Origin of the sequence: Mycobacterium sp. BK086 (assembly GCA_004362315.1) — a bacterium.
Taxonomy (GTDB): Bacteria; Actinomycetota; Actinomycetes; order Mycobacteriales; family Mycobacteriaceae; genus Mycobacterium.
Map to the genome: position 1 here is coordinate 188,090 of SNWL01000005.1, position 17,293 is coordinate 205,382.

Annotated in this window: 18 protein-coding genes; 8 read left to right on the plus strand and 10 right to left on the minus strand. The window is 68.4% G+C overall.

Annotated features, from left to right (window positions below; all coding sequences use genetic code 11):
- Positions 1-21: 21 nt before the first annotated feature.
- The 4 genes from EV580_RS17245 to EV580_RS17260 are packed head-to-tail and all read right to left on the minus strand — an operon-like array spanning position 22 to position 3,011.
- On the minus strand, positions 22-768 hold the full coding sequence (locus EV580_RS17245) for an adenosylcobinamide-GDP ribazoletransferase (protein WP_133692431.1): 747 nt from the start codon (positions 766-768) through the stop codon (positions 22-24).
- 2 nt (positions 769-770) lie between these two features.
- Positions 771-1,820: a nicotinate-nucleotide--dimethylbenzimidazole phosphoribosyltransferase gene (gene cobT / locus EV580_RS17250; protein ID WP_133692432.1), complete on the minus strand. Its 1,050-nt coding sequence runs from the start codon at positions 1,818-1,820 to the stop codon at positions 771-773.
- A complete protein-coding gene (locus EV580_RS17255; RefSeq protein WP_133692433.1) occupies positions 1,820-2,347 on the minus strand; it encodes a bifunctional adenosylcobinamide kinase/adenosylcobinamide-phosphate guanylyltransferase in 528 nt (175 codons plus the stop codon). Before EV580_RS17255 ends, cobT begins: the two co-directional genes overlap by 1 nt.
- A 13-nt stretch (positions 2,348-2,360) precedes the next feature.
- Positions 2,361-3,011, minus strand: coding sequence for a DUF3043 domain-containing protein (locus tag EV580_RS17260; RefSeq protein ID WP_166654758.1), 651 nt, complete (start codon positions 3,009-3,011; stop codon positions 2,361-2,363).
- A gap of 23 nt (positions 3,012-3,034) precedes the next feature.
- On the opposite strand from EV580_RS17260, the gene EV580_RS17265 reads away from it, so the two are divergent.
- Positions 3,035-4,072: a glycerate kinase family protein gene (locus EV580_RS17265; protein ID WP_133692435.1), complete on the plus strand. Its 1,038-nt coding sequence runs from the start codon at positions 3,035-3,037 to the stop codon at positions 4,070-4,072.
- 81 nt (positions 4,073-4,153) lie between these two features.
- Positions 4,154-4,513 carry a HesB/IscA family protein gene (locus EV580_RS17270; protein ID WP_133692436.1) on the plus strand — a complete coding sequence of 120 codons (360 nt, stop codon included), beginning with the start codon at positions 4,154-4,156 and terminating at the stop codon, positions 4,511-4,513.
- 29 nt (positions 4,514-4,542) lie between these two features.
- Here the strand turns inward: EV580_RS17270 and EV580_RS17275 are convergent, their stop codons facing one another.
- A complete protein-coding gene (locus tag EV580_RS17275) occupies positions 4,543-5,157 on the minus strand; it encodes an Rv0361 family membrane protein (RefSeq protein ID WP_133692437.1) in 615 nt (204 codons plus the stop codon).
- A 147-nt stretch (positions 5,158-5,304) separates the two neighbouring features.
- Between EV580_RS17275 and EV580_RS17280 the strand changes: the two genes are divergently transcribed.
- Positions 5,305-6,279 carry a carbohydrate kinase family protein gene (locus tag EV580_RS17280; protein ID WP_133693107.1) on the plus strand — a complete coding sequence of 325 codons (975 nt, stop codon included), beginning with the start codon at positions 5,305-5,307 and terminating at the stop codon, positions 6,277-6,279.
- Here the strand turns inward: EV580_RS17280 and EV580_RS17285 are convergent.
- On the minus strand, positions 6,276-7,397 hold the full coding sequence (locus EV580_RS17285; RefSeq protein ID WP_133692438.1) for an FAD-dependent oxidoreductase: 1,122 nt from the start codon (positions 7,395-7,397) through the stop codon (positions 6,276-6,278). The two genes, EV580_RS17280 and EV580_RS17285, sit on opposite strands and share 4 nt — an antisense overlap.
- 78 nt (positions 7,398-7,475) lie before the next feature.
- Here EV580_RS17285 and EV580_RS17290 point away from each other — a divergent pair, with 78 nt between their 5' ends.
- Positions 7,476-8,108: a TetR/AcrR family transcriptional regulator gene (locus tag EV580_RS17290; protein ID WP_133692439.1), complete on the plus strand. Its 633-nt coding sequence runs from the start codon at positions 7,476-7,478 to the stop codon at positions 8,106-8,108.
- Here the strand turns inward: EV580_RS17290 and asnB are convergent.
- Positions 8,105-10,036: an asparagine synthase (glutamine-hydrolyzing) gene (gene asnB / locus EV580_RS17295; RefSeq protein ID WP_133692440.1), complete on the minus strand. Its 1,932-nt coding sequence runs from the start codon at positions 10,034-10,036 to the stop codon at positions 8,105-8,107. The two genes, EV580_RS17290 and asnB, sit on opposite strands and share 4 nt — an antisense overlap.
- Before the next feature lie 114 nt (positions 10,037-10,150).
- Between asnB and ctaC the strand changes: the two genes are divergently transcribed.
- The 4 genes from ctaC (at position 10,151) to EV580_RS17315 (ending at position 13,350) form a co-directional block, all read left to right on the plus strand.
- A complete protein-coding gene (gene ctaC / locus EV580_RS17300; protein WP_286171616.1) occupies positions 10,151-11,230 on the plus strand; it encodes an aa3-type cytochrome oxidase subunit II in 1,080 nt (359 codons plus the stop codon).
- An 11-nt stretch (positions 11,231-11,241) separates the two neighbouring features.
- Positions 11,242-11,661 carry a cytochrome c oxidase subunit 4 gene (locus EV580_RS17305; protein ID WP_133692442.1) on the plus strand — a complete coding sequence of 140 codons (420 nt, stop codon included), beginning with the start codon at positions 11,242-11,244 and terminating at the stop codon, positions 11,659-11,661.
- A 175-nt stretch (positions 11,662-11,836) separates the two neighbouring features.
- Positions 11,837-12,658 (plus strand): MmpS family transport accessory protein, encoded by an 822-nt coding sequence (locus EV580_RS17310; RefSeq protein WP_133692443.1) that lies wholly within the window; start codon positions 11,837-11,839, stop codon positions 12,656-12,658.
- Entirely contained in the window at positions 12,658-13,350 is a 693-nt protein-coding gene (locus tag EV580_RS17315) for a DUF2561 family protein (protein ID WP_133692444.1), read from the plus strand. The genes EV580_RS17310 and EV580_RS17315 overlap by 1 nt, the downstream gene beginning before the upstream one ends.
- 263 nt (positions 13,351-13,613) lie before the next feature.
- Here the strand turns inward: EV580_RS17315 and qcrB are convergent, their stop codons facing one another.
- Genes qcrB through qcrC form a run of 3 tightly spaced genes read right to left on the minus strand, consistent with a single transcriptional unit; the run spans position 13,614 to position 17,286 of the window.
- On the minus strand, positions 13,614-15,296 hold the full coding sequence (qcrB, locus tag EV580_RS17320; RefSeq protein WP_133692445.1) for a cytochrome bc1 complex cytochrome b subunit: 1,683 nt from the start codon (positions 15,294-15,296) through the stop codon (positions 13,614-13,616).
- Positions 15,293-16,447: a cytochrome bc1 complex Rieske iron-sulfur subunit gene (qcrA, locus tag EV580_RS17325; RefSeq protein WP_133692446.1), complete on the minus strand. Its 1,155-nt coding sequence runs from the start codon at positions 16,445-16,447 to the stop codon at positions 15,293-15,295. Before qcrA ends, qcrB begins: the two co-directional genes overlap by 4 nt.
- Positions 16,444-17,286, minus strand: coding sequence for a cytochrome bc1 complex diheme cytochrome c subunit (qcrC, locus tag EV580_RS17330; protein WP_208114631.1), 843 nt, complete (start codon positions 17,284-17,286; stop codon positions 16,444-16,446). The genes qcrA and qcrC overlap by 4 nt, the downstream gene beginning before the upstream one ends.
- Positions 17,287-17,293: the final 7 nt, after the last annotated feature.

Sequence of the window (17,293 nt, forward strand, 5' to 3'; positions counted from 1 at the left end):
GCAATACGGGCATTTCCACAATCAGGTGCGGGCAACCAAACCGATGATGGTCAGGGTGGTCGTCAACTCGATCACCGCACCCAGCACGTCGCCGGTGATACCGCCGAATCGGCGCACGCAGTGCGACACCAGAATCATGGCCGCTACCAGCGCGATCAGCACGACGACCGGTCCCTGCCACAGCCGGGGCGTGGCCACGCTCGCGAGCCCCGCGACCAGCACGCCCCACGCCACGGCGACCGCCAGCGGCTGGCTGCTGGCAACCTGTTCACCCAGCACGCTGCCGCCGGCCGCGGGTACCCCGCGACGGCAGGCCAGCACCGCGGCGACCCGGCCGGTGGCCAGCGCGGTCACCACCGCCAGAGCGCCGGTCCAGCCCGCGGGTGCGGTGGCGAACGCCAGCGACTGGGCGGCCACCACGACGACGACGGCCGCGACGCCGAACGGTCCCGCGGTGCCGTCGCGCATCACCTGTAGCGCGCGTTCGGGCGGTCCGTAACAGCCGAGCCCGTCGATCGTGTCGGCGAGCCCGTCGATATGCAGGCCCCGGGTGCCGAGCAGTAGCGCGGCGACGGCGAGCACCCCGGCCAGCGGGTTGTGGTGACCGAAGGCCCAGCCGCCGGCCCACAGCACCGCGGCGGCCAGCCCGCCGAGCGCCGCACCTACCAGCGGGAGCGCCGTCATCGTTCCGCGGCCGAAAGCGGCACCTCGCAGCGGGACGGGTACTACCGTCCCGAATGCGAAAGCCGTTGCCAGCGAACGGAACACGATCAGTCCGAGGCGCGCTCGGAGACGCCTGCACCCTCGAAGGTGGCCATCGACGCCAGCGTCGCGACGGCCGCCCGCAGGATCGGTAGCGCCACCGCGGCGCCGGTGCCCTCACCCAGGCGCAGGCCCAGGTCCACGATCGGCACCAGATCCAGGTGGGCCAGCGCCAGCGTGTGCGCGGGCTCGGTCGACCGGTGTCCGGCCTGCCACCAGGCACGAGCCCCCGGTGCCAGCCGGTCGGCGACCAGAGCGGCCGCGGTCACCACCACGCCGTCGAGCAACAGGGGAGTGCGCCGCACCGAGGCCTGCGCGCAGAAGCCGGCCATCGCGGCCAGATCCGCGCCGCCGCAGGTGCGCAGCAGCCCGACCGGATCCGGGCGAAACTGCCTGGCCCGGAACATCGCATCGCGCACCGCCGCGGTCTTGCGCGACCACGCGGCGTCGTCGATCCCGGTGCCGCGGCCCACCACGGCCACCGGCTCGGTATCGGTGAGGGTGGCGATCAGCGCCGTCGCCGCCGTGGTGTTCCCGATGCCCATGTCGCCGGCGATCAGCAGATCGGCCCCGGCGTCCACCTCGTCATCGGCCAGTCGGCGGCCCGCGTCCAGCGCGGCGGCCACCTCTTCGGTGCTCAGCGCGTCCTCGAGCGCGATGTTGCCGCTGGAGCGCCGGACCTTGTGCGCGCCGATTGCCTCGGTCAGCGGCTGCTCGCAGTCCACCGCGATGTCGACGACACGGACCGATGCGCCCGCGACACCGGCCAGCACGTTGATCGCCGCGCCGCCGCCGTCGATATTGGCCACCATCTGCGCGGTGACCTCCGGCGGGTAGGCCGACACCCCGGTGCGGGCCACCCCGTGGTCACCGGCGAAAACCACCACCCGGGCGCGCTCGAATTGCTTTGGCGGGCACAGCCCTTGGCAGCCCGATATCCACACCGAGAGATCCTCCAGCCGGCCGAGTGCGCCGGCCGGCTTGGTGAGAATGTCCTGGCGGCGTTTGGCCGCCGCGGCGGCACGGGAGTCTGGCGGTGTGACCGCGGGGAATTCCATCAGTTCAACGCCTTCGTCGGTTTGACCCAGACCGGCAGTCCCGCAACCACCAGGACCACCTGCTCACAGCACTGGGCGAGTCGTTGGTTGAGTGTGCCGAGTTCGTCTGTGAAGCGCCTGGCAGCCGCGTTGGCCGCCACCACGGTCAACCCGACCTCGGGACTGACCACGACCAGCGGCGCGGTGAATCCGTCGACGGCGCTCACCAGATCGTCGATGTCGGCGGCCACCGAACCGTTCTCCCAGCCCCGGCGATCCAGGACCGCGGTGAGCCAGCCGCCCAGATCGTCGATCAGGGTCGCGGTCTGCGGGTCGTTGCGCAAAAGGGCTGCCACAGCGGATGTTTCGACGGTGCTCCACGCATCAGGCCTGCGGTCGCGGTGGGCGGCCACCCGCTGCGCCCACGCCGCATCGGTGTCGGCGGGCGCACCGGTGGCGACGTAGCGCACGGCAGGTTCGGCGGCGATCGCCGTTTCGGCCCATCGTGATTTGCCCGACCTGATTCCGCCGAGCACCAGCGTGCGCACCGCGTGGATCGGCTCAGACGACCTTGGCGCCGCGCTCGACCTGCGGTCGCGGGGCGCGCATGCGGCGCATCTGAGAAGCCCGGCCCGCGGCGTACAGGCCGAGCTTGAACGAGCCTTCGGCATTGTCGGGGAACTTGGCGTCGACCGCCTTGTTGACCTTGCGGCCCAACAGGATTCCGTCGATCGCCATCACCAGCATCAGCACCAGCATCGCCGGAGAGATGAACAACTGGACCTGCGGCACGGCGAGCATCACGAAGATCAGGCCCAGCGCGGCGGGCATGAACAGTCCCAGCACGTTGCGACGCGAGTCGACGATGTCACGCGCGTAGCGGCGGACCGGGCCCTGGTCGCGGGGCAGCAGGTAGGACTCTTCGCCGGCCATCATGCGCTCACGACGGTCGTTCATCGCGGTGCGGCGCTTGGCCTTCTCCTCGCGGCGCTCCTCTTTGGTCAGCGTCGCGCGCATCTCCTTGCGGCGCTTGCGTGCCTCGGCCGACGTCATCGGCGCCGGGGCGACCGGCCCGCGGCGCTTGGCGGAGTCGCTGCGCTTCGGGGTGGGCTTGCCCTTGGGTGCGGTGACACCCGAGACGGCGGGTTCGTCGACCTCAGCCGGCTCGGCCTTGGCGTCGCCCTCGTCGTTCTTGCGGCCCAGCAGCTTCACGCCTGCCAGGTTACCCTGCAGGAATGCGGGTGCTGATCGCGCCGGACTGTTACGGCGACAGCCTGACCGCCGTCGACGCCGCCGAGTCCATCGCCGCGGGTTGGCGCCAAGCCCGGCCGTCCGATGAGCTCACCCTCGCGCCGCAGTCCGACGGCGGTCCGGGCTTCGTCGGGGTGCTGGCCAGCAGGCTCGGCGACATCCATCACGCGACGGTGTCCGGTCCGCTGACCGTCGACGTCGACGCCGAATGGGTGTACGACCCCGCGACCGCGACGGCCTACATCGAATGCGCGCAGGCCTGTGGCCTGGCGCTGCTGGGCGGACCACCCACCGTCGACACCGCGGTCGCGGCCCACAGCCGCGGCGTGGGCCAGCTGGTCGATGCCGCGCTGGCTGCCGGCGCGCAGCGGATCGTCGTCGGCCTGGGCGGCAGCGCCTGCACCGACGGCGGCCGCGGGCTCGTCGAGGCGCTCGGCGGGCTCAGCAAGGCCCGACAGAAACTGGCCGGCGTCGACCTGATCGCCGCGACCGACGTCGAACACCCGCTGCTGGGCCCGATGGGTGCAGCACACGTCTTCGGTCCGCAGAAGGGCGCCGATCCGGCGACCGTGGAGATCCTCGAACAACGGAATGCGGCGTGGGCGGCCGAGCTCGGTGATGCGGTCAGCCCGCTGCCCGGCGCCGGCGCGGCCGGGGGACTGGGCGCCGCACTGCTGGCCCTCGGCGGCAGGCGCGAGTCCGGGGCGGCTGTGATCGCCGAGTTCACCGGCCTGGCCGACGACCTGGCGGCGGCCGACGTGATCGTCACCGGCGAGGGCCGCTTCGACGACCAGTCGCTGCACGGCAAGGTGGTCAGTGCGTTGGCCGGTGGGGCCCGGGCGCGCGGGGTTCCGGTGCTGGTACTGGCCGGGCAGGTCACGCTCGGACCGGCCGCGCTGGATGAGGCGGGGATCACGGCGGCTCACGCGATCGCCGACTACGCCGGGTCGGTGCAGGTGGCGATCGACGACGCGGCCAACCAGCTCAGCGGCCTGGCCCGGCAAACCGCGGCCGGTCTCTGACTCGGGAATATGGCCAGGACAAGGTACCGTTGATGCATTGGGCTAAGACCCGCACAGACATCAGCTTTTAAGGGAGACGCAATGACTGTTTCCGATCAGTCGACCACGACCGAGACCCACGGCGCGATCCTGACCGACGCCGCGGCCGCCAAGGCCAAGGCGCTGTTGGACCAGGAAGGCCGCGACGACCTGGCGCTGCGGATCGCCGTCCAGCCCGGCGGCTGCGCCGGCCTGCGCTACAACCTCTTCTTCGACGACCGCACCCTCGACGGCGACCTGGTCAGTGAGTTCGGCGGCGTCAACCTGACCGTCGACCGGATGAGCGCCCCCTACATCCAGGGCGCCACGATCGACTTCGTCGACACCATCGAGAAGCAGGGCTTCACGATCGACAACCCCAACGCCACCGGCTCCTGCGCCTGCGGCGACTCGTTCAACTGAACAAACTCTTCGTCGCAACGGCCGTCCAGTCAGTACTGGGCGGCCGTTCGCAATAGGTACGAGCACACCAGCAGCTGATTGCCCTGCCGCAGCAGCTGGGCCACGCCCTGCTCCTCGCCGCGGGTGCCGCGCGATCCCGACGAGGCGACCTTCATCGTGAACAGCACCTGGGCCTGGTAGTTCGACCAGGGCACGATCGAGTCGATCGAGGTGACCTCCGCCCCGGCGAACTGCCTGCGGAACGCGTCGCTGGCCAGCTTGGCCAGCGCCAGATCGGACTTGCGGTCCTTGACCCCGTCGTACATGCCGCACAGGTTGTTGCGCGCGATCGTCTCGGAATCACCCTTGGACAGCGCGGTCAGATAGTTCGTGATCGCCGACTTGGCCGACGCCTCGGTGAATCCGCCGGCCGCCGTCGTGCCGGGCTCTCCGGTGCGCAGGACCAGAACCCCCGCCACGACGACACCCACCAGCACCAGCGCGACCAGGCCCAGCCACAGGCCCAGGCGCTTTTTCGGCTTCGGGTAGGCCACCGGGGGCGGCAGCGCACCGGGATACACACCGGGATAGGGGCCGAACTGCCCCTCCGGGTAGGGCTCGGAGTACGGGGGCGGCTGGTGCGGCGGCGGAATCGGGCCGGCCATCGATAAGTCTCCCTGGGATTATGTGGGCACCGAACTTCGCGCACCCGCCGCAGCGGGACCGAGGCCGGGCCATATAGTCGGCTCTTGTACGCAGGCTAGCGCACGACGGTGAGCTGGTCCCATTAGCAAATGAAGGGCGGACACAACGTGGCGATCGCGGTGACCGGATCCATTGCCACCGACCACCTGATGCGGTTTCCCGGGCGGTTCTCCGAACAACTCCTGGCAGAGCACCTGCAGAAGGTGTCGCTGAGCTTCCTCGTCGACGATCTGGTGGTGCACCGGGGTGGTGTCGCGGGCAACATGGCCTACGCGATGGGACTGCTCGGTGGCAACCCCACGTTGGTCGGCGCCGTCGGCTCGGATTTCGACGAGTACCGCCAGTGGCTGGAAGCGCACGGCGTGGACACCTCGAACGTGCTGGTCTCCAAGACCGCCTACACCGCGCGGTTCGTCTGCACCACCGACGAGGACATGGCCCAGATCGCGTCGTTCTACCCGGGCGCGATGTCGGAGGCCCGCGACATCAAGCTCGCCGACCTCGTAGAGCGAAGCGGCGCACCGGAATTGGTGATCGTCGGCGCCAACGACCCGGAGGCGATGTTCCTGCACACCGAGGAGTGCCGTGCGCTGGGCCTGGCGTTCGCCGCCGACCCCAGCCAGCAGCTGGCCCGGCTCAATGGTGAGGAGATCCGCAGGCTGATCGACGGTGCCACCTACCTGTTCACCAACGACTACGAGTGGGATCTGCTGCTGCAGAAGTCCGGCTGGTCGGAAGCCGAAGTGATGAGCCAGATCCAGCTGCGCGTCACCACGCTTGGCGAAAACGGCGTCGACCTCGTCGGCCGTGACGGCACCTTCATCCACGTCGACGTGCTCCCCGAGACCCAGAAGGAAGACCCGACCGGGATCGGCGACGCCTTCCGCGCCGGGTTCCTCACCGGCCGCGGTGCCGGGCTGAGCCTGGAGCGGGCCGCCCAGCTCGCCTCGTTGGTGGCGACGCTGGTGCTCGAAGCGCCGGGCCCGCAGGAGTGGACCTTCGACAAGGCGGCAGGCATCGCGCGGATCAAGGACGCTTACGGCGCCGACGCGGCCGCGGAGATCGACGCCGCGCTGTCTTAGCCCCGGCTGAAGAAGTCGACCAACCCGTAGGGCGCGCTGTCGCCGAGGTAGAGCTCGAGGCCCAGATGTGCCTCGACAGCTGATGCGTGGCTGCGGGGGAACATCGCTGCCTCGTACGTGGCCAGTGCGGCCTCGGTGTCGTCGGGGTGTGCGGCAAGTGCCGTGGCAAGTTCGGCGGCGTCGAGCATCGCGAGGTTGGCGCCTTCGCCCGCGGGCGGGGCCAGATGCGCGGCATCTCCGACGAGCGTGACCCCCGGCACTCGATCCCAGCGGTGATCGCTCGGTAACGCGAAGATCGGGCGCAGAGCGGGCGCGGTGTCGGTGCGGGTGATCAGATCGGTGAGTTCTGTTGCCCAGCCGTCGAATTCGGCGGCCACCGCGTGTGTCGCGGTGGGTGTGTCGGCGAAGTCGACATCGTCGAACCGGTCGGCCGGGCAGTTCAGCGCAACGTAGGTGTGCAGCACCGCGTTCGCTTCGCGGTGCGCGGCGATCCATCTCCCCGGGGCGAGCGCGAACATCGCCCCGGCCCCGACCGCTCGAGCCGCGGCCGGGTGGCGCACGTCGGCGTCGTGCAGGTAGGTCTCGACGAACGTGGTGCCCGCGTAGGTCGGCTCCGCGCCGGACAGCAGCGGCCGGATCTTCGACCAGGCGCCGTCGGCCCCGACGAGCATGCCGCTGGTGACGGTTGATCCGTCGGCGAACGTCAGCTGGTGCCTGCCGCCACCCAGGGCGTGTACGCCGAGAACTTTGTGGCCCCAGCGGACCGCGTCCCGGGGCAGCGAATCCAGCAGGGTCCGGCGCAGGTCGCCGCGGAGTACCTCCGGGCGTTCGCCCGTACCGTGGTCGGGCTGGTCGAACAACAGGGTGCCGTGCTGGTCGAACACCCGTGCCGCCTGCGCGCCGTGGTGGATGAGCGCGCGGAACTCGTCGGTCAGTCCGGCCGCCGCAAGCGCGGCCTGGCCGCTGTCCGCGTGGATGTCGAGTTGGCCGCCCTGAGTGCGCGCTCCTGCCGACGGTTCGGACTCATAGATCGTCGCGGGGATGCCGTGCACGTGCAGGACCCGGGCGAGCATCAACCCACCGATGCCGGCGCCCACGATCGTGACCGGTGTCGTCATAGCTTCCTTTCGCGCTCCTGGAACGATGTTCCACCGTGTCGATCGTGGAACAGCGTTCCAGTCGTGTCAAACTGAGGCATGGCGCTATCCAGAGACGGGATCGTCGAAGCAGCGATCGAGATCCTCGATCGCGACGGCGAAGACGCGTTGACGTTCCGTGCGCTGGCGGCGCGCCTTGCCACGGGTAGCGGAGCGCTGTACTGGCACGTCGCGAACAAGAACGAATTGCTGGCCGCCGGCGCCGATCACGTCATCGCCTGCGTCGTGTCCGACGTGGTCACTGCGGCGACGCCCCAGGAATCGATCCGCGCGATCGCGTTGGGGCTGTTCGATGCCCTCGAGGCCCACCCCTGGGTGGGTGCCTATTTCACGTACGCGCCGTGGACGGCGCTGATGCGGATTTTCGAAAGCGTCGGTGCCCAGGTGCAAGCGCTGGGCGTTCCCGAGTCGCGGCAGTTCGATTGCGCCTCGGCGCTGGTGCACTACATCCTGGGCGTCGCCGGCCAAAATGCCGCTAACGCAAGGCTTTTCCCGGGGGAGGTCGATCGCTCGGCGTTTCTGGCAGGGGTTGCGGACACGTGGACGCGGCATGACGTCGCCGAATACCCGTTTGTGCATCAGGTCGCGGCGCAGCTGCGCGACCATGATGACCGCGAGCAGTTCCTGACGGGGATCGACCTGATTCTGGCCGGGATCGAGCAGGAGTCCTAGAGCTGCACGGGGTAGTGCGGCTCGCTGATCGTCGGCACGATGCTCTTCTCGACGAAGATCGCGTGCCACAGCATGAAGATCAGCACCGTCCACAGCCGTCGGCTGTGATCGCTGTCCCCGGCCCGGTGCGCGTCGAGCATGGCGCGCACCGCGGCGACGTCGACGAGATGACCGGCCTGCGAGCTGTCGATCATCCCGTAGGCCCAGTCCATCAGCTCGCCCGCGCGGAGCCAGTGCCGGATCGGCACCGGGAAGCCGAGCTTGGCCCGGTTCAGCACGTGTGCGGGCACGATCGGCTCCAGTGCGCGGCGCAGTGCGTACTTGGTGGTGGTGCGGGTGATCTTCTGGTCGTACGGCAGCTTGGAGGCCACCGCGAACACCTCGGGGTCCAGGAACGGCACCCGCAGCTCCAGTGAGTTCGCCATCGTCATCTTGTCGGCCTTGACCAGGATGTCGCCGCGCAGCCACGTGAACAGATCGATGTGCTGCATTCGCGCCACCGGATCCCAGCCGGCCGACTCGGCGTAGATCGGGGCGGTGACGTCGGTATGGGTCCAGCCCGCATTGAATCCGGGCAGCACGGCGCGCAGCTGCTCGTCGGAGAAGCTGCGGGCATTGCCGTAGTAGCGCTCCTCGAGCGTCAGCGAGCCCCGGTGCAGCAGGCTCTTGCCGCGCATACCCTCCGGCAGCGGCTTCGACGCCCGGCCGAGCGATTTGCGGACCGGCCGGGGGAGATAGTCGAAAGGCTTGAGCGACAAGGGTTCCCGGTAGATCGTGTACCCGCCGAACAGCTCGTCGGCGCCCTCGCCGGAGAGCACCACCTTGACGTGCTTGCGGGCCTCGCGGGCGATGAAGAACAACGGCACCAGGGCCGGGTCGGCCACGGGTTCGTCGAGATACCAGACGATTTCGGGCAGCGCGGCCACGAACTCCGCCTGGCTGACGACCTTGGCGATGTGCCGGGCGCCGATCGCCTCGGCCGATGCCACCGCGACGTCGACCTCGGAGAAGCCCTCCCGCTCGAACCCGGTGGTGAACGTGATCAGCCGCGGGTTGTGCCGGATCGCCAGGGCGGCGATCGCCGTCGAATCGATACCGCCGGACAGGAACGCCCCCACCGTCACGTCGGCGCGCATGTGCTTGGCCACCGAGTCCTCCAGGACCGCGGTGATCTCGTCGTAGCGGGCTTGCTCGTCGCCGGCCTTGAACGCTGTGGCGCCGAATTTGGGTACGAAGTAGCGGCTGATGATCGGCTGCTCGCCGGGGCGGATCACCGCGTAGCAGCCCGACTCGAGCCTGCGGATCCCGCGCTGCAGCGTCTCGGGCTCGGGCACGTACTGCAGCACCGTGTAGTGCTGCAACGCGCGGCCGTCGATCGCCAGGTTGATCCCGACCTCGACCGCCAGGCCCAGCAGGCATTTCTTCTCACTGCCGACGGCGGTGCCGCCCGGGCCGGTCGCCATGAACAGTGGCTTGATGCCGAATGGGTCGCGGGCGCAGAACAATTCCTGCGTCGCGGTGTCCCAGAGCGCGAACGCGAACATGCCGCGCAGCCGGCTCAGCGCCGCGGTGCCCCAGTGGTGATAGGCGGCGACGATCGCCTCACCGTCGCCGTCGGTGGCGAACGCCGCGCCGAACTGCTCGGTGAGCTCGGCGCGCAATTCCAGGTAGTTGTAGATCTCGCCGTTGAACACCAGCACGTAGCGGTCGGGCTCATCGGGCGGTCCCCAGCGCAGCGGCTGATGCGAGTGCGCGATATCGATGATCGAAAGCCGGTTGAACCCGAGCACGACCCGGTCGTCCGACCACGTGCCCGGCTCGTCGGGACCCCGGTGCCGCATGAGATGCGACGCGCCCGCGACCGCCTCGACTAGGGGCGGAGTAACGGTGCTTGCGGGGTCGGTAACCAGGGCAAGCAGTCCGCACACCGGGCCTAGTATGCCGCAACTGCCCGATGTGTCGGGCTGGGTGTTCGAGCGTGGTCTACGCTGCGTAGTATTCGATTCGCGGAAAGTTCCCGCGACGAGAAAAATGCGGTGTGGGTGGGCCAGAACAGTCCCGATGCAGGAGGCGCCAACGTGAAGACCCGCGGTTCCCGATTCCGGGTACTGGCGCTAGCTGTCACCTTCGGTGCGCTGGCGCTCGCGCTCAGCGGGTGCAGCTACCAGGAAGTGTTCGGCCTTGGCTGGCCCAAGGGCATCACCCCGGAGGCGCAGACCAACCGCGACCTGTGGGTCTGGTCGGTCATCGCCGCGCTCGTCGTCGGTGTGATCGTGTGGGCGCTGACCTTCTGGGCGATGGCCTTCCACCGCAAGAAGAAGGGCGCCCCGGTCGACGAGGAGCTGCCCCGCCAGTTCGGCTACAACATGCCGCTGGAGCTGGTGCTCACGATCGTTCCGTTCCTGATCATCTCCGTGCTCTTCTACTTCACGGTCGTCGTGCAGGAGAAGATGATGCACCGGGATCCCAATCCCGAGGTCGTCATCGACGTCACGGCGTTCCAGTGGAACTGGAAGTTCGGCTACCAGAAGGTCGACTTCAAGGACGGCACGTTCAACTACGACGGTGCTGACGCCGCGCGCAAGGAGGCGATGGTCTCCAAGCCCGAGGGTGTCGACGCCCACGGCGAGGAGAAGGTCGGCGCGGTGCGCGGCCTGAACTCGCAGGACCGCACCTACCTGAACTTCGACAAGGTCGAGACGCTGGGCACCAGCAACGAGATCCCGGTCCTGGTGGTGCCGGCAGGCAAGCGCATCGAGTTCCAGATCGCCTCGGCCGACGTCATCCACTCGTTCTGGGTGCCGGAGTTCCTGTTCAAGCGTGACGTCTTCCCGAACCCGGAAGCCAACCACACCGAGAACAAGTTCCAGGTCGCCGAGATCACCGAGACCGGCGCGTTCGTCGGGCGCTGCGCCGAAATGTGCGGCACCTACCACTCGATGATGAACTTCGAGGTCCGGGTGGTCTCGGCCAACGACTTCAAGGCCTACCTGCAGGCGCGTATCGCCGGTAAGACCAACGCCGAGGCGCTGCAGGCGATCAACCAGTCACCGGTGGCCACCACCACCCACCCGTTCGACACCCGTCGGGGCGAGCAAGTGATCCCGCAGGCGAGCAAGTAGGGGACTAGCAGATGCATATTGAAGCTCGGCTCTTCGAAATCCTGACCGCCTTTTTCGTCCTCGCCGCGGTCGTCTACGGCGTGCTGACCGCCCTGTTCCAGTACGGCGGCGTCGAGTGGGCGGGTACCACCGCGCTGGTGCTCACCGCCGGCCTGTCGTTCCTCACCGGCACCTTCTTCCGGTTCGTGGCCCGCCGCCTCGACACCCGCCCTGAGGACTACGAGGACGCTGAAATCAGTGACGGCGCAGGGGAGTTGGGCTTCTATGCGCCGCACAGCTGGTGGCCCATCCTGATCGCCTTGTCCTTCTCTACCGCTGCCGTCGGCGCCGCCCTGTGGCTGCCCTGGTTGATTGCCGCCGGTGTGGTCTTTGTGATCGCGGCGGTGTGCGGCCTGGTGTTCGAGTACTACATCGGTCCTGAGAAGCACTGATCCCAGACGCGAAGGTCACAATCGCGACATCACTTGCCTCCAACGGTGTGCTGCGACGCAGCCGGGGCTCCCGGTTGGGTAGGGTCTTGCCAGGGCAACGGGAGCCGTCGGCACGCTGCGTGCCAGTCCTAGGCCCGCGTGCCGCGGTGATGTAGTCGAAAGAGGACAGGCGAGCATGAGCGGGCCGAATCCGCCGGATGAGGAGTCGGGCGACCGGGGTGAGACACCCACCGGTACGGGCTTTCAGGCCTATTCCGCGCCGGAATCCGAGCAGTACACGGCCGGCCCCTTCGTCGCGCCCGATCCCGCGCTGTACGACTACGACAGCTATGAGGCGGGTACCGAATACATCGACGAGGCGCAGCCGCCGAGGTGGCCGTGGGTCGTCGGGGTCACCGCCATCGTGGCGGCCATCGCGCTCGTGGTTTCGGTCTCGCTGCTGGTGACCAGCACCGACACCGATCAGCTGGCGATTCCGGCCACTACGACGACGGTCAAACCCCCGCCAGTGCAGGACGAGATCACCACCACTGTTCCACCGCCACCGCCACCGCCGCCGACGACCGAAGAGCCACCACCGCCGCCCCCGGAGACGGTGACGGTGACTACGGAACCGCCGCCACCGCCGCCACCACCCCCGCCAGCAACGACGGAGGCACCACCACCTGTGACCACGACGACGGCCCCGCCGCCCCCGACGACCACCACGACCACGCCGCCGGCCGGCCCGCGCCAGGTGACCTATTCGGTCACCGGTACCAAGGCGCCCGGTGACATCATCTCGGTGACCTACGTGGACGCCTCCGGCCGCCAGCGCACCCAGCGCAATGTGTACATCCCGTGGTCATTGACAGTCACACCGATCTCGCAGTCCGATGTCGGCTCGGTGCAGGCGTCCAGCCTGTTCCTGGTCAGCAGGCTGAACTGCTCGATCACGACCAGCGACGGAGTCGTGTTGTCGTCCAATCAGAACAACGCCGCGCAGACGAGCTGCTGATGGCTGCCGACGAAGAGGACCGCCGTTCACCGGAGACCGTGGATCGCCTGCTGGTCGGGGTGTGCGGCGCGATCTGGCTGGTGCTGCTGGCCGTGACCGTGATCGCGATCGTCGCGCTGGTCGACATGAGCCGCGGCCACACCGCGGGTAACGACGCCTCGCGAACCCCGTGGCTGCTGTACAGCATCATCGTGGTGTCGGCGCTGATCATCGTCGGCGCGATCCCGCTGCTGATCCGGGCCCGTCGCACCGCGCTGGCCGATGCGCGGCTGAGTCCGCCGGATCCGGCCAAGGCGCCCGCCGCGCAACGGTCCACGACACCGCCAGTGGCCCCTGTGCGCGGCACAGAGGCTCCTACCGAGAAGCTGAAGGTGTTCGGCTCGACGGTGGACCCGTACGAGCGCTATCAGCCCGACTTCGCCCAGTCGTCGGCTTCCCGGCGGGCCGATCCGCTGATCCCGGCCACCGAGCTGGACCGGTTGTGGCTGCGCTGCACGGTCATGCTCGCGGGTGCCATCGGCCTGGCGCTGGTCGGCGTCTCGACCGCGACGTATCTGCTGGCGGTGGACAACGACACCGCAGCGTGGGTGGGGCTGGGCCTGGCCGCGGTCATCACCATCGCCATGCCCGCCGTCCCGGTCACCTATCTGCGCCAGCTGCACGGCGCGGTGGAGGAGGCTGTGCCGGTTTAGCTCTGGCGAGAGTCTCCTTGAGACCGCGCTGAGGGTGAAGATCTGGCTCAGATCGCGATCTGTGTGCGGTCTCAATGCGCCGGGTGCGGTCTCGGGCGCGCTTCGCTCATCGAGTGAGCGCTGAGGTCTGCGAATCCAGCGCAGATTGGGACCTGAGCGCTCATTCGACGAGTGCGTGCTGTGTGCGGTCTCAATGCGGTTGGGGCGCTCACTCAACGAAAGAACCCCGGACCCTGTGGGCCCGGGGTTCTTTCGTTGTGTGCCTAGTGCTGGCCGTTGCCGCTTCCGTTGCCATTGCCGTTGTGCTCGCCGTCCTGCCATTCGCGCAGTGCGGTGAGCGCCCGGTGCTCGGAGGCGTGTGCGGCCTCGTTGAGCGCGGCATCCTCGGACGCCGGGTCCGCGGTCAGGAAGCTGCCGTGGCCGGTCTTGCCGCCCGAGCCCAGCTTGTTCATCCGCTTGGGCAATGCCGCGCCGGCGTACTCCAGCGGAATCGGGTGGCCGTGCTCGTCGACCGGACCCAGCGGCTGATGGATCTCGATGTAGGCACCGTGCGGCAGCCGCTTGATGATGCCGGTCTCGATGCCGTGCTCGAGCACGTCACGGTCGCTGCGCTGCAGGCCGACCGCCCACCGGTAGGCGATGAAGAAGATCAGCGGCGGCAGCACCAGCGAGCCGATACGGCCGATCCACGTCGTCGCGTTCAGCGAGATGTGGAACTTCAGCGCGATGACATCGTTCATGGCCGCCAGCGTCCAGACCATGTACAGCGAGATCGCCATCGCGCCGATCGCGGTGCGCGTCGGAGCGTCACGCGGGCGCTGCAACAGGTTGTGGTGCGCGTTGTCCCCGGTGAACTTCTTCTCCAGGAACGGATACATCGTCAGCAGGCCGAACACGATGCCCATGGACATCGCGACCCAGAACGCCGCCGGGATCGTGTGGTGCCAGAAGTACAGCTCCCACGGCGGGAAGATACGGGCCAGACCTTCCGTCCACATCATGTAGAAGTCGGGCTGGCTACCGGCCGACACCTGCGAGGGCTTGTAGGGGCCGAGCTGCCAGATCGGGTTGATCTGCAGCAGACCGCCCATCAGGCCCAGGATGCCGGTGGTCATCGCGAAGAACGCGCCGGACTTCACCGCGAACACCGGCATGACGCGCACGCCGACGACGTTCTTCTCGGTGCGCCCGGGGCCGGGGAACTGGGTGTGCTTCTGGAACCAGACCAGCGCCATGTGGGCACCGATGAGCGCCAGGATGATTCCCGGGATCAGCAGGATATGCAGGGCATACATCCGGGGGAGCATGGTGCCCACCGCGCTGCACTGGTAGCCGACGCCACCGCAGGGGAAGTCGCCGCCGAAAAGCGCCCAGTGCAACCAGGTTCCGACGATCGGCACGCTCATCGTGATCGACGACAGCGCGGCGCGCAGACCGATACCGGACAGCAGATCGTCGGGCAGGGAGTAACCGAAGTAGCCCTCGAACATCGCCAGGATCAGCAGCAACGAACCGATCACCCAGTTGGCCTCACGGGGCCGGCGGAAGGCGCCGGTGAAGAAGATGCGGGCGAGGTGCACCATGATCGCCGCGGCGAACAGCAGCGCGGCCCAGTGGTGGACCTGGCGCACGAACAGGCCGCCGCGGACCTCGAAGCTGATATCGAGGGCCGACGCGAACGCCTTGGACATCTCGACGCCCCGAAGGGGTTGGTAGACACCCTGATACGTGACGTCGGCCATCGACGGGTCGAAGAACAGCGAGAGGTACACGCCGGTGAGCAGCAGCACGATGAAGCTGTACAAGGCGATCTCACCCAGCAGGAACGACCAGTGCGTGGGGAAGACCTTGTTCAGGATGCCGCGTCGTACCGCCGCCGAGGGGTGGTAGCGAGAATCGATCGCATCACCCTGCGCGGCCAATGCATCAGCGAGTTTTGGGCTCATGATGTGCGCTCCCAGAATGCGGGTCCGACGGGTTCGGCGAAGTCACCGTTGGCGACCAGATACCCGTCGGAGTTGATGGTGATCGGCAGCTGCGCCAACGCGCGCGCAGCCGGGCCGAAGATCGGCCGTGCGAAATGCAGTGCGTCGAACTGCGATTGGTGGCACGGGCACAGGATGCGGTAGGTCTGCTGTTCGTACAGCGAGGCCGGGCAGCCCAGGTGCGAGCAGACCTTCGTGTAGGCGAACAGGTCGCCGAAGTTGAAGCTCTCCTGGCCTGCGCGCTTGACCACCTTGCCCATGTCGACCGGCTTGATGCGGATCAGCATCACCGGATTACGCACGCCCATCGCGATTTCGCTCAATCGCTCGTGGCTCTCGACGGTGGTGCCGTCGCCGTCGCTCTCACGCCACGGGAACACCGTCTCCATGCCGCCGGCGTCGATGTCCTCGGGCCGCAGCTTGACGAACGGTGACTGGCCGGGAAGGCCGGTCGCCCGGGCCAGGAAGATGGTCTCGCCGGCGAACCGCGGGGTCCAGCCCGACGTCCACAGGACTGCCTTCTTGCCTTCGGCGGTGGGAACCACCGGCTTCCACGGGTTCTTGATCAGGCCGCCGATGAAGGCCACCAGCGTGCCCGCGCCGAACGCGCCGAGCCCGATCCCCAGCGACAGCCCAACGAGCTTGCGCCGCTTGATCGTCGAGCCTTCGAGCGCATCGGTGAGGTTGGCCACCACGGTCTTGCGCTCGATCTCCGGGGAGCGCCCGTCGTGGCGGTCCTGAACGGTGATCTCTTCGGGGATGAACTTTTTCTGGTAGAGCACCGCGCCGATGCCGATCGCCAGGATCGACATGCCGAAGGTCAGCCCGTAGAGCGGGGTGGCGAACTCCGACAGCGAGGTCTCGTTGCTGCCGTCCCACTGCCACGGCCAGAAGATGAACACCACCAGCAGCGCCAGGCCGAACAGGCCGCCCACGAGCAGCCAGGTTGCGACCAGACGTTCGGCGCGCTTCTCCGCCTTGGTGCCCTCGACCGGCCAGCGATCCTCCTTGAGGATGATGTCGACGCCGTCGAGCTTGCCGCCGAGCTCCAGGAGCTCCTCGCGTGACATCGCTGCGAGCTGTTCGTCGCTCGGCCGATTCACGTCACTCATGATGATCTTGCTCCGATCCACAGCGCCGCCGCGATGCACGCGACCATCCCGATAATCCAGATAGCCATACCTTCGGACGACGGTCCGAAGCCGCCGAGGCCGTAGCCGCCGGGATCCGGCGCGCGGGTGGCCATGCGCACGTAGGCGACGATGTCCCGCTTCTCCTCGGGCGAGAGCTGGCGGTCGCCGAACTTGGGCATGTTCTGCGGGCCGGTCAGCATCGCGGTGTAGATCTGCGCGGGGGTGGCCGGCTCGAGGTCGGGCGCGTACTTACCCGACGACAGCGCGCCGCCCTTGCCGGTGAAGTTGTGGCACGAGGCGCAGTTCAGCCGGAACAGGTCGCCGCCGCGGGCGACGTCGTTGCCGAGCAGCGAGTGATCGGCGACCTGGCCGTTGGCATCGCGCGGAACCAGCGGACCGCCGCCGTTGGCCTGGACGTAGGCGCCGAGCGCGTCGATCTGGGACTCGTCGAAGATCGGGTCCTTACGCGGGGCCTGGGCTTCGCCGCGCATTGCCGGCATCCGGCCGGTGGAGACCTGGAAGTACACCGCGGCCTCACCGACACCGATCAGGCTGGGGCCGCGGCCCTGCACGCCTTGGAGATTGGCGCCGTGGCAGCTGACACACGAGGTGTCGAACAGCTGCTTGCCGGTGCGCAGCAGGGCCGACTGCGATTCGTCGGCCACCGCGACCTGCGGTGTGGGCGTCAGCGTGGCGGCCAGACCGCCGGCGAAGCCGAGGCCGACCAGCAGCAGCACCGCTCCGGTCAGGCGGCGACGAAGCCGACGACGCGACTTGTCGCTCATCGGTTCCTTCACCCGCGCCGATCTCTTGAGCATCGAACCC